We start from the raw sequence: 11,561 nt of genomic DNA on the forward strand, positions 1-11,561 counted from the left end.
CGCGCTCGCGGCCGCGGCCGCCGCGCGGCGCATCGCGCGTGTGGCTGCGCGCCACCAGATCGGACGGTACGTCCAGCGTGCCGCGCGGCACCTGGCGCTTGATGAGTTTCTCGATGTCTTGCAGGTAGCGGGTTTCGTCGGCCGTGAACAAGGCAATGGCCTCGCCCGACGCGCCGGCCCGGCCCGTGCGCCCGATGCGGTGCACGTAGTCTTCGGCGCTGTGCGGCAGGTCGTAATTGATGACGCAGGGCACGCCGGCCACGTCCAGCCCGCGCGCGGCCACGTCGGTGGCCACCAGCACTTCGAGTTCGCCCGCCTTGAAGGCATCGAGCGCCTTCATGCGGTCGGCCTGGCTTTTATCGCCATGGATGGATTCGGCGCGCACCCCGTCGCGTTCCAGTTCGCGGGCCAGGCGGGCGGTGCCGATCTTGGTGTTCGAGAACACGATGACCTGCTTCAGCCCGCGCGATTTCACCAGGTGCACCACGGCGGCGCGCTTGGCGTCGCTGGGCATCTGGTAGGCGATCTGGGTGACGGTGTCGGCGGTGGCGTTGCGCGCGGCCACTTCGATTTCGACGGGCTCGTTCAGATACGAACGGCCCAGCTTGCGAATTTCGTTGCTGAAGGTGGCCGAGAACAGCAAGCCCTGGCGCTGCGCGGGCAACAGCCGGACGATGCGATCCAGGTCGGGCAGGAAGCCCATGTCCAGCATGCGGTCGGCCTCGTCCAGCACCAGGATGCCGACCTGGCCCAGGTTGACGGTTTTCTGCTCTACGTGGTCGAGCAGGCGGCCGGGCGTGGCCACCAGGATCTCGCAGCCCCGGCGCAGCGCTTCCTTCTGGGGGCCGATATCCACGCCGCCGAACACCACGGTCGAGCGCAGCGTGGTGTGCTTGCTGTAGCGCTTGACGCTTTCGTAGACCTGGTCGGCCAGCTCGCGCGTGGGCGTGAGGATGAGGGCGCGCACCGGATGACGCGCCGGCGATGCGCTGGAGTTGGCCAGCGGCATCAGGCGGTGCAGGATGGGCAGCGTGAAGGCTGCCGTCTTGCCCGTGCCGGTTTGCGCCGCACCCATGACATCGCGCCCGGCCATCACCGCCGGCAAGGCCTGGGCCTGGATCGGGGTGGGAGTGGTGTAACCGGTGTCGGCAACCGACTGGAGCAGTTGCGGGTGCAGTCCGAAATCGGCGAAAGTCGGGGTGGGCGCTTCGGAAGCAGGGGCTACGGGGGTGTTGGAGTCAGTCATCAGGAAGGGCAGATGCCGGGGGCCAGAAAAAGAACAAAACGAGTATGCTGCCAAGCCCGGATTGCTGTGGATAACTTTATTTTAGCGCAGCCTGCCCTAGCGCAAGAAATCGCCGTCCGGCCGGGGTTCGCGCCGTGGCGGGTGTCCGGCGCGGCTTTCAGCCGGCCAGCCAGCGCAACAGCCACAAAACCACCATGCCGGCCACGATGACCAGCACCGCGCTGCGGGTGCGCAGGAACACCACCACGCCGATGGTGGCGGCCACCAGCCGGTAGTCGAAGGCCGGCCCCGCCCCGGTCTTCCAGGGCAGCAGGTCGGGCACGATGATGGCGGTGAGCGCCGCGGCCGGCGCATAGCGCAGGGCGCGCCGCACGCCGTCGGGCAGCGGCACGTAATCGCCCATCAGCATGAAGCCGGCGCGGGTCAGCACACTGCACAGGGCCAGCAGCAGGATGGCCGAATACACATAGACTTCCGACGGCCAGAGGGTCATGCGCGCACCTTGTGGAAATAGCGTTCGGCGCCTATGCCGGCCAGAATGCCCGCGATCACGGCGGCCGCCAGCCCCAGCCGCAGCGGCAGCAACTGGCCCAGCCAGGCGGTGATGCCGGCGGCCAGCATGGAAACCAGCATGGGCTTGGAATTGGCCAGCGGCACGGTAATGGCCAGCAGTGCCAGCACGGCGGCGAAGTCCAGCGACCAGGCGGACGGCACCAGGGTACCCAGGTAAATGCCCGCGACGGACGCGGTTTGCCACACCAGCCAGCCCGGCGCAATGGTGCCCAGGAAGAACCACAGCTGTTCGCGCGTGCCGCGCACGGCGGCATCGCCGAAGCGCGGCATGAACAGCACAAAGCCCATGTCGGTGGTGAAATAGCCCAGCCCCAGGCGGCGCGGCCAGGACAGGTGGCGGAAGAAGGGATGCAGGGCCGCGCCGAAAATGATGAAGCGCAGGTTGACCACGCAGCCGGCCATGAATATCAGCCACAGCGGCGCGCCGCTGGCAATGAGCGGCAGCGAAGTCAGCTGGGCGGAACCGGCGTACAGCAGCAGGGTCATGGCCAGGGCCATGGATTCGGTCAGGCCCGACTTCACCATGGCCACGCCGGTGACCAGGCCCCAGGTGCCGGTGGCGATCAGGGCCGGCGCGATGGCGTGCACGCCCTGGCGGAAGGCCTGGATGCGTTCCTGGCGCACCAGTTGGGGGTCTTCGGGCAATGCAGCGGAATCAGCGGGCACCTGGCGCCCCCTGGCATGTGGAACTGGACGGCATGGAACTCATCGAAGGACAAACACACCACGCCAGCTCGCCCGGCGCCGAAACAGCGGCATTGTACCGCCGCCGCTTGATACAATAGGCGCCTCTTATAAAAGGGGGCAATACCATGTCGATGGCGGACCGCGACGGCTTCATCTGGTACGACGGCCAGCTCGTCCCGTGGCGCGACGCTACCACGCACGTGCTGACCCATTCGCTGCACTACGGCCTGTCGGTATTCGAAGGCGTGCGCGCGTACAAAACCGACGCCGGCACCGCCATTTTCCGCCTGCAGGACCACACCCGGCGGCTGTGCAATTCGGCGCACATCTACCAGATCCCCATGCCGTTCGACCCGGACACGCTCAACGCCGCCCAGTGCGAGGTAGTGCGTGCCAACCAGCTCGAATCCTGCTATTTGCGCCCCCTGGTGTTCTACGGCTCGGAAAAAATGGGCGTGTCGCCCAAGGGCGCCAAGGTGCACGTGGCCATCGCCGCCTGGCCCTGGGGCGCCTACCTGGGCGAAGAGGCCCTGGCGCAGGGCATCCGCGTCAAGGTGTCGTCGTTCGCCCGGCAGCACGTCAACGTGACCATGCCGCGCGCCAAGGTGGCCACCACTTACGCCAATTCCATCATCGCCAACGCCGAGGCCCTGCAAGACGGCTACGACGAAGCCCTGCTGCTGGACACCGAGGGCTTCGTGGCCGAGGGCGCGGGCGAAAACGTCTTCATCGTGAAAGACGGCGTGCTGTGCGAACCGGAAATCGCCTCGGCGCTTACCGGCATCACCCGGTCCACCGTGCATGCGCTGGCCGCCGACCTGGGCATTACCGTGGTCACCAAGCGCCTGACGCGCGACGACATCTACATCGCCGACGAAGCCTTCTTCACCGGCACGGCCGCCGAAGTCACTCCCATCCGGGAAGTCGACAATCGCAAGATCGGCGCGGGCCGGCGCGGGCCGGTTACCGAAAAACTGCAGACGGCATTCTTCGACCTGGTCAGCGGGCGCAACCCCAAGTACGCCCATTGGCTCACCAAGGTCTGACCGCCGCCTTTTGTTCCAACCCTAGCCTTTTCCAGGAAACACCATGACCGCCGCCGCCCCTGCCGCCGCGCCCGCCCACGAAACCATTGAAGTCGGCGCCGAAGACCTGCCCGTGTACTGCCCGGGCCCCAAGGCTCCGCTCTGGAGCATGCATCCGCGCGTGTTCCTCGACGTGGCCCACACCGGCTCGGCCCGCTGCGCCTACTGTGGTGCCGAATACCGCCTGAAGCCCGGCACCGTCGTCCGCGGCCACTGACCAGGCCAGCACCGCCATGTACGCCACGCCGGAAGAAGCCGAGCAAGCATTCTACGAAGCCCTCGAACAGGCCGACACCACGGCCCTGATGCAAGTGTGGGCCGACGACGAAGAGGTCGTGTGCATCCACCCGGGCGGCCTGCGCGCGGTGGGCCATACGGCGGTGCAGGAATCCTGGCAGCAAATCCTGGCGGCCGGGCCGCTGGTCATACAGCCGCTGCGCCCGCTGGCGATGCAAAGCGTGATGTGCGCGGTGCACAACGTGGTTGAACAAGTGGCCGTGCGGGCGCAAGGCGCCACGCGCTACGCCGTCTGCTACGCCACGAACATCTATCACAAGGGGCCCACGGGCTGGCGCATGGTCATGCACCACGCCTCGCCCGCCCCATCGGACGCCGGGGTACTCGATCTGCACGACGTTCCCGACCGGCTGCATTGACGCGGGTGGATCGCTTGGCCGTTGCCCGACTCGATACTTCGCCCTGCCCCGTTCCCGCCTGGCTGCCCGATCGTCACAGCCAGACGATCTACGCCGCGTTCTTCGCCCAGCACCACCAGATCGCCTTCGTGCGGCAGCGCGTGGAAACGCCCGATACCGATTTCATCGACATCGACTGGACCGGACCGGGGCTGTTTCCGCACAAGCGGGCCGACGGCCTGCCCATCGACCAGGGCAAGCCCGTGGTCAGCGGCAAGACGGCCGCGGCGCGCTGGATCGCCGACACCGACTGGGCCTCGTTGCCGCAAACCCCCGACACACCCGCCCTGCTGCTGTTCCACGGCCTGGAAGGCGGCAGCGCCAGCCGCTACGCGCAATCCATCGCCCACCACTTCCGCGCGCGCGGCTGGATCGTGGCGGTGGCCCACTTCCGCGGCTGCTCCGGCACCCCCAACCGCCTGGCGCGCGCCTATTATTCGGGCGATTCCACCGAGGTGGGGTTCATGCTGGACACCGTGCGGGCGCGCATTCCCCATGCGCGCTGGCATGCGGTGGGCGTGTCGCTGGGCGGCAACGCGCTGCTGAAATACCTGGGAGAACAAGGCGAAACCTTGTCCTGGCTGGCCGCGTGCGCCGGGGTGTCGGTACCGCTGGATCTCGTGGCGGGCGGCAACCGGTTGTCGCAGGGCCTGATCAACCGCAGGCTGTACAGCGCGCACTTCCTGAAAACCATGAAGCACAAGGTGCTGGAAAAGGCCCGCCGCTTTCCCGGCGCCATCGACGTGATGCGCATCGCGCATGCGCGCGACCTGCGGGAATTCGATGACGCCTACACGGCGCCCATGCACGGCTTCCGCAATGCGCTCGATTACTGGACCCGGGCGTCCAGCAAGCCCTGGCTGGCCAGCATCGGGGTGCCCACGCTGGTCTTGAATGCCCGCAATGATCCGTTCCTGCCGGAAAGCGCCCTGCCGCTGCCGCGCGAATGCTCACAGCACGTGCTGCTGCACCAGCCGTCGCAAGGCGGGCATGCCGGCTTTCCCACCGGCGCCTTTCCCGCGCACCTGGGCTGGCTGCCGCAGCGCCTGGGCCGGTTCTTCGAAACCGGGCGATAGAACGGGCTCACCCCTGAATCGCTGCGCGCTTCCCGTCGGGTGTCTGACACCCATGGCACTACCTTAGCCGCCGCGGCGAGTTTTCGCCGGCGCTGCCAGGTGTCCGGCTCCCGTCAGGGTGCCGGACACCGTCCAAATGAGACGGTCGTGGCACACATCGGTGTCTGACACCCTGCGGGAGTCAGACACCCGTTCCGTGTCCGGGCTCTCCCACCTCGCGGCTAGTACGCCGCTCGGATTCGCCAGGCACGGAACAGTCCTCAAGGACTGTTCCGTGTCCGGGCTCATCCTTTGAACCGTTCCAGTAGTTCGCGTTCGGAGGCGAGTTTGTCTTTGACTTCCTTGATCTGCACGTCGATCTGGGACTGTTCGTAGAAGTCTTTGGACAGGTTGCGGGCCTGCTGCAGCTGGGATTCGGCGGCCGCGTAGGCGCCGGTAAGCACGTAGTAGCGGGCCATGTCGCGCCGCGCCTGCACGGGCTGGCCGTTGCGTTCTTCGCTTTGCGCCAGCATCTGGTACAGGCCGGGTTCGTCGTCGCCCCATTGCTTGATGCGGTCGCGCAGATAGGCTTGCGCGTCGGCGTGGCGCCCTGCGCCCTGCAGCGCCTGGGCATAGGCGATGCCCAGGGCGCGCTGCTGGGGCCAGCGCTTGATGGCGGCCGTGGCCAGATCCAGGGCCTGCCCGGTGTTCTTGCGCGCGGCGGCCAGGTCTATGGCCAGGCGCGCCAATTGCGGCGAACTGCGCCCGCCGGTGCCGGCCTTGTCCAGATAACCCTGGGCCTCGTCCAGCTGGTTGCGCTGGAAGCCGTGCAGGGCCAGGCCGTAGTAGGCGGCGGACTGCTGTACCCCTTGCAGCGTACGCGCGTCGTCCTGCAATTGCTGGGCCGAGGTGCGCAGGCTGACGGCGTCGCGCCCCTGGATCACGCGCATCTTGGCGCGCATGTACCAGTAGTCGTCGCTGTCCACGTGCTGTTCGGCCGGCAGGCTGCGCACCCGGTTCTGCACGTCGGACATCCGCTCGATCGACAGGGGGTGGGTGCTGGCCCACGCGCCGCCGCCCATGCCTTCGTTCAGGCGCGCCGCCCCCATCAGGCGCGAAAACATGCGCACCATGCCTTCAGGATCATAGCCGGCCTTGGTCAGCATCTGGAAGCCGGCGCGGTCGGCCTCGCGCTCGGCATCGCGCGAAAACCCCAACTGGCGATTGATGGCTGCGGCCTGGCCGAAGGCCGCCACCCCCATGGCCAGGTTGCCGCCGCCACCGGCCAGCGCCGCCAGCAGGGCCGCGGCCATGCTGGCCATCATGACCACGCTGTTCTGGGCCTGCTGGGTCATGCCGCGCGCAATGTGGCGCTGGACTACGTGGCCGATTTCGTGCGCCAGCACCGACGCCAGCTCGGATTCGCTGGTAGACGACACGATCAGGCCGCTATTGACGCCGATGAACCCGCCAGGCATGGCGAAAGCGTTGATTTCCGGATCGCGCACGCCGAACATTTCCACATCGGGCACCGCGCCCGGCGCATAGGCCGCCAATTTGCGGCCCATGGTGGTCAGGTACTGGGACAGTTCCGGGTCATTTATATAGGTGGGGTCGCGCCTGCCCTGGGCCATGATGGCCTCGCCCAGCTGGCGCTCCAGCCCGGGCGACAAATCGGCCGACGAGGCCGCCCCCATGGAGGGCAGCCCCACCGGCTGGGCCAGGGCCGGCGCCACGGGCACGGCCAGGGCCAGGCTCAGGGCGCCGGCGAGGCCATGCTTGACTATAGGATGCCTGGATATCGTATGCCTGCGGTTCATGGCAATATGATAGCGACCGCAAGCAAAAAGTTTGCAGTCTGTTCAACTTTTATACCCCGAGGTTCTCATGCGCCCAGTCCGCAAAGCCGTTTTTCCTGTCGCAGGAATGGGCACCCGTTTTCTGCCGGCCACCAAGGCCATGCCCAAGGAAATGCTGCCCGTTGTCGACAAACCCCTGATCCAGTATGCGGTGGAAGAAGCCGTGGCCGCGGGCATTACGGACCTGATTTTCGTCACTGGCCGCAACAAACGCGCCATCGAGGACCATTTCGACTCGGCCCCCGAACTGGAAGCCGACCTGGAGAGCAAGGGCAAGCACGAATTGCTGGACATGGTGCGCGGCATCCTGCCCTCGCACGTCAACTGCCTGTATATCCGCCAGTCTGCGCCGCTGGGCCTGGGCCACGCGGTACTGACCGCCGCCCCGGCGGTGGGCAACGAACCGTTCGCCGTACTGCTGGCCGACGACCTGATCGACGCCGACACCCCCGTGCTGAAACAGCTGATAGACACCGCATACGCGCAGGATGCCAGCGTGCTGGGCGTGCAGGACGTGCCCCGCGAAGATACGCGCAAGTACGGCATCGTGGCCGCGGATGCGCTGGACGAACGCACGGCCCGCATCACGCACATGGTGGAAAAACCCGCGCCCGAAAAGGCGCCATCGACCCTGGCGGTGGTGGGCCGCTACGTGCTGGAAGCGGAAATTTTTGATCACCTGCGCGCCACCCAGATGGGCGCCGGCAATGAAATACAACTGACCGACGGCATCGCCGCCATGATGGCCGAACGGCCGGTGTTTGCCCACCGCTACAACGGCCAGCGCTACGACTGCGGCAACAAGGCGGGCATGTTCCAGGCCACGGTGGCGCTGGGCCGCAAATACCACGGCCTGGTGCCAAAGTAAGCAGAGCCGCTCAGGGGCTGGCCACGGCCCCGCCGCCGGTGCCGGCTTTTTCGCGTTCGCGGGCACGGGCATGCGCCTGGCGGTCTTCGGGCCGCAGGCGGCCCTTGCCCGACAGGCGCATCAGGGTGGCCAGCGCCACCAGCAGACCGAATACTTCCACCATGGCGGCGGGGATCCACATGGTCAGGCCGCCGATGGTCTGGTCGGTTTGCGCCGACATGGCGATGGCCCTGCCGCACAGTTCGAACAAGGGATAGATGTCGGATTCGGTGAAGGCAATGACGGCGCCCGCCACCATCTGCGGCGCCATGGTCAGGATGGGCGAAATGACGCGGCCGCCCGGGCTCATGGCGGCCGGGGGGCTGGGGCGGCGATCGAGGATCAGGTTCCAGTACATGAACCCGCTGATCACCACCGACCAGTTCATCAGGCGGTATAGCCGCCAGTCGAGCATGGAATAAAACTGCACCGACGGAATCAGCCACACCAGCACCAGGAATACGAACAGGGCCGGCACGAAATACTTGTTGGTAAGTACGGCCACCAGGGCCCGGCCACCGCCGGTGCGCAGGAAATCGCGCAGGCGGACGCGCCACGCCATGGGCAGGCCGGCCCGCATCGCCGAGCCCGGGAATGCCGCCATGACCAGCAGCGGGCCCAGGTGGTGCAGCACCAGGTGCTGGATGCGATGGATGAAGAACATGCGCTCGGCGTAGTAGTCGAGCCGGGTGTGCAGCGACAGGTACAGCAGGACCATGCCAGCCCAGAACAGGAATTGCCGGGCGGCGTTGACGCGATGCACGCGTTGGCCCCGCACGAACAGCACGATGGCCGCCACAAAGGCGGCCACCAGGGTCGGGGAGAATTCCCACGGTACCAGCCAGCCTAGCCTATCCATGCCGAAATCCGAGAAGCCTGAGGAATCCGGGCTGCAGGGCCCGAGATGGCATTGTAATTGAGCCGCGCCCGGGCGGGCGCGGCGGTGGCGGCATCAGGCGGCCGCGCGGGTGGTGGCGCGCGCGCCGAAATGCACGTGGCGTACCGCGGGGTTGGCGCGCAGGCGCCGTGCCTGGGACATGAGCTCGGGGCGCAGCTCGGGCGGGCAATTGACCGTGATGCAGGCCGAGGCAAAGTCCGCGTCGCGGCCGGAATCGATCTGGAATTGCGCCACGTCGAGCCCGGCGGCGCCGAAATCCAGGCATATTTGCTTGCGCACGGCGCCCAGGGCGTCGCGCGGACAAACAATGGTCAGGCGCGACGTACCTTGGCGGCGCTGGGACGAATTGGCACGATCAACGCCGGCACGGCGCAGGAACAGGTCGAATAAACGCATGGCAGCCTCCCGTCAAAGCTGGAATTGCCCGTGCGAATACGCGCGCGCCACCGCAACAGCGCGGCGGCGGGCGACAGGCGCGCACCTACGCGGGCTGCGAGGACACAGCTACGGTTCTGGCGGTTTTTGGCGGGAAAAGGAGGCAGTGAACCTGCCGCCCATACCGCACCCTGCACTGACAGGATGCGGCAGATGGAGTTTCTGCGTGGATCCTGTCAGGCAGCGACGTCGATGCAAGATCGACTACTGTCGCCGGAATCGGTATTCACAGAACAACTCCGTATGATGTAAACACGTTGATTTTACGTAGTTTTTTGACCAAAAACAAGGGTTTTCCCGATTTTGGCCCCGTTTTCGCAACAGTTCCCCCCCAGGAGGGGAACGAATGCGGTTTCAGCGCACGAAGTGCCACCCCAGGTACAGGGCAAACAGGCCATAAAGACCCCCCACCGTGGACAACACCGGCACGCTCATGGTGGCGCGCCGGAAGCGCAGCCATAGCAGGCCGATGGCCAGCAGGGTGAACAGGCCCGCCACCCGCAGCGGGCCGTCGAGCAGCCAGGGGGTCATGAAAATGCCCAGGGCGCTGGGAATAGTGGCCTGGATCATCATGGCCCCGGAAATATTGGCCAAGGCCAGGCGCTCTTTGCCCTGACGCACCCAGATCAGGGCATTCATGATTTCCGGCAGCTCGGTGGCCACCGGAGCCAGCAGCAGAGCCGCCACGTGCGGCGACGCCCCCATGGCGATGCCCAGCAGCTCGATCTGGTTCACGAAGACGTGCGAGGCGCCGGCGATGACCAGCAAGGCCAGCACCGTCTGGGTACAGGCCCAGGCCATCGAGGGGGCGGGGTCGCGCGGACGCAGTTTGAGAGGCTCGAGGTCGTCGCAATCCATGCATGCCTCGTCATTGGCCAGTTCGCGTTTCACATACAACCCGTAGACGGCCAGGAACACGAACCCCAGCCAGGGTTTCCAGGCAAATGCCAGCATCCCCAAGGCAACTTTGAACACGAATACGCCCATGAACCAGGCCTGGTCGCGCGCCAGGCGCGGCTGGTCGGCGTTGATCTGCGCCGCGCCCCGGCCGCCGCGCCATAGTGCCAGGCCCACCACGGCATAGGCCAGGGTGGCCAGCACCAGCGGCCCGCCCATGGCGGCGCCCACGCCTATGTCCTTTTGTTCAGGGGTGGAGCCGAACACCACCGCCATGAAGGTGACCGCGCTTTCGGGCAGCGCGGTGCCGAATGCGGCCAGCACGGTGCCGACCGCGGTAGCGCCCAGCTGCATGCGCGTGCCCACCCATTCGATGCCATTGACGAAGTATTCGCAGGCGTAATAGATGACCAGCGCGGACAGGAAAAACAACAGCAGGGTAAGTAACATGACCGACAGCCGGACGAGCGGAAACCAATGGCGCGACAATGCGGCTCGCCCGGCTGGCGTATGCGCATTGCGGCCAAAGGTCTCGCCTGGCTGGACCGGTTGGCGGGCAAAGCCGCCGCGCGGGAACCGTCAGCGCCATGGGGTACGAAACCGCCAAGTCTGTTGACGCTGACTCCTTTGGGGATTCAAAGGATGGCTACTCCCCAATGACAGTGGCGCGGATTGTAGCAGGCAGCGAGCCGCTCAGCCAGCGCGGGCGCGGTACAGTAGGGCCGGCCCCTCAACTTTTCCCCGACCCGCCATGAGCCTGCCCGCCGCCGACTTCGCCCCGTTTGCCGCCCGCCGCCGCCGATTGCTGGAGCGCATGCGCGCGGCCGGCGGCGGCATCGCCGTGCTGTCCACCGCCCCCCAGGCGGTGCGCAACCGCGACACCGACTACCCGTACCGGCACGATAGCGACTTCTATTACCTGACAGGCTTCACCGAACCCGACGCCTGGCTGGTGCTGGTAGCCGGCGCCCTGGACAGGGCCATTCTGTTCTGCCGCGCCAGGCATCCAGAACAGGAGATATGGGAAGGCTACCGCGCCGGGCCGGAGGCGGCGAAGGAGCATTACGGGTTCGACGAAGCACATACCGTGGACGCGCTGGACGAGATGATCCCCAGCCTGCTGCTGGACCAGCCCGCGCTGTACCGCGCCTATGCGGCCACGGGCCCCATCGAGCGGCGGCTGCGCCGCTGGCATGCCGCAGCCGAGCAGCAAGGGCGCGGCCG

The 11,561-nt window shown here is 66.8% G+C and carries 13 protein-coding genes and 1 riboswitch; of the genes, 6 read left to right on the top strand and 7 right to left on the bottom strand.

Features of this window, described 5'->3' with window-relative positions; all coding sequences use genetic code 11:
* The 3 genes from LPZ50_RS14765 to LPZ50_RS14775 all read right to left on the bottom strand — a co-directional run.
* On the bottom strand, window positions 1–1,246 hold a 1,246-nt coding region (locus LPZ50_RS14765; RefSeq protein ID WP_230662225.1), incomplete at its 3' end, for a DEAD/DEAH box helicase.
* 157 nt (window positions 1,247–1,403) lie between these two features.
* Window positions 1,404–1,739: an AzlD domain-containing protein gene (locus tag LPZ50_RS14770; protein ID WP_230662226.1), complete on the bottom strand. Its 336-nt coding sequence runs from the start codon at window positions 1,737–1,739 to the stop codon at window positions 1,404–1,406.
* Window positions 1,736–2,443 (bottom strand): AzlC family ABC transporter permease, encoded by a 708-nt coding sequence (locus LPZ50_RS14775; RefSeq protein ID WP_230662237.1) that lies wholly within the window; start codon window positions 2,441–2,443, stop codon window positions 1,736–1,738. The genes LPZ50_RS14770 and LPZ50_RS14775 overlap by 4 nt, the downstream gene beginning before the upstream one ends.
* Before the next feature lie 188 nt (window positions 2,444–2,631).
* On the opposite strand from LPZ50_RS14775, the gene LPZ50_RS14780 reads away from it, so the two are divergent.
* From LPZ50_RS14780 to LPZ50_RS14795, 4 genes are read left to right on the top strand one after another with little or no spacing between them, the layout of a single operon-like run.
* Complete coding sequence (locus LPZ50_RS14780; RefSeq protein ID WP_230662227.1) at window positions 2,632–3,552, top strand: branched-chain amino acid transaminase; 921 nt, start codon at window positions 2,632–2,634, stop codon at window positions 3,550–3,552.
* A gap of 43 nt (window positions 3,553–3,595) precedes the next feature.
* On the top strand, window positions 3,596–3,808 hold the full coding sequence (locus tag LPZ50_RS14785; protein WP_230662228.1) for a zinc-finger domain-containing protein: 213 nt from the start codon (window positions 3,596–3,598) through the stop codon (window positions 3,806–3,808).
* A gap of 16 nt (window positions 3,809–3,824) precedes the next feature.
* On the top strand, window positions 3,825–4,247 hold the full coding sequence (locus tag LPZ50_RS14790; protein WP_230662229.1) for a YybH family protein: 423 nt from the start codon (window positions 3,825–3,827) through the stop codon (window positions 4,245–4,247).
* Between the two features lie 14 nt (window positions 4,248–4,261).
* On the top strand, window positions 4,262–5,362 hold the full coding sequence (locus LPZ50_RS14795; protein WP_230662230.1) for a YheT family hydrolase: 1,101 nt from the start codon (window positions 4,262–4,264) through the stop codon (window positions 5,360–5,362).
* Between the two features lie 284 nt (window positions 5,363–5,646).
* Here LPZ50_RS14795 and LPZ50_RS14800 read toward each other — a convergent pair whose 3' ends face one another.
* Window positions 5,647–7,161 (bottom strand): M48 family metalloprotease, encoded by a 1,515-nt coding sequence (locus LPZ50_RS14800; protein WP_230662231.1) that lies wholly within the window; start codon window positions 7,159–7,161, stop codon window positions 5,647–5,649.
* Window positions 7,162–7,228: 67 nt separating this feature from the next.
* Between LPZ50_RS14800 and galU the strand changes: the two genes are divergently transcribed.
* Window positions 7,229–8,068 carry a UTP--glucose-1-phosphate uridylyltransferase GalU gene (galU, locus tag LPZ50_RS14805; protein ID WP_230662232.1) on the top strand — a complete coding sequence of 280 codons (840 nt, stop codon included), beginning with the start codon at window positions 7,229–7,231 and terminating at the stop codon, window positions 8,066–8,068.
* Window positions 8,069–8,078: 10 nt separating this feature from the next.
* Here galU and LPZ50_RS14810 read toward each other — a convergent pair whose 3' ends face one another.
* From LPZ50_RS14810 to LPZ50_RS14820, 3 genes are all read right to left on the bottom strand, one after another.
* On the bottom strand, window positions 8,079–8,966 hold the full coding sequence (locus LPZ50_RS14810) for a cytochrome c oxidase assembly protein (RefSeq protein WP_230662233.1): 888 nt from the start codon (window positions 8,964–8,966) through the stop codon (window positions 8,079–8,081).
* 93 nt (window positions 8,967–9,059) lie between these two features.
* Window positions 9,060–9,401: a hypothetical protein gene (locus tag LPZ50_RS14815; RefSeq protein WP_230662234.1), complete on the bottom strand. Its 342-nt coding sequence runs from the start codon at window positions 9,399–9,401 to the stop codon at window positions 9,060–9,062.
* 393 nt (window positions 9,402–9,794) lie between these two features.
* The gene (locus LPZ50_RS14820) at window positions 9,795–10,787 is read right to left on the bottom strand and encodes a sodium:calcium antiporter (RefSeq protein ID WP_230662235.1); all 993 of its coding nucleotides are present in this window, start codon (window positions 10,785–10,787) and stop codon (window positions 9,795–9,797) included.
* A riboswitch (yybP-ykoY riboswitch) is annotated at window positions 10,780–11,004 on the bottom strand. It overlaps the preceding gene by 8 nt.
* Window positions 11,005–11,088: 84 nt before the next feature.
* Between LPZ50_RS14820 and LPZ50_RS14825 the strand changes: the two genes are divergently transcribed.
* Window positions 11,089–11,561, top strand: a 473-nt coding sequence (locus LPZ50_RS14825) for an aminopeptidase P N-terminal domain-containing protein (RefSeq protein ID WP_230662236.1), incomplete at its 3' end; no start/stop codon positions are given.

Source organism: Bordetella petrii, from assembly GCF_020991325.1.
Classification (GTDB): Bacteria; Pseudomonadota; Gammaproteobacteria; order Burkholderiales; family Burkholderiaceae_B; genus Bordetella_A; species Bordetella_A petrii_E.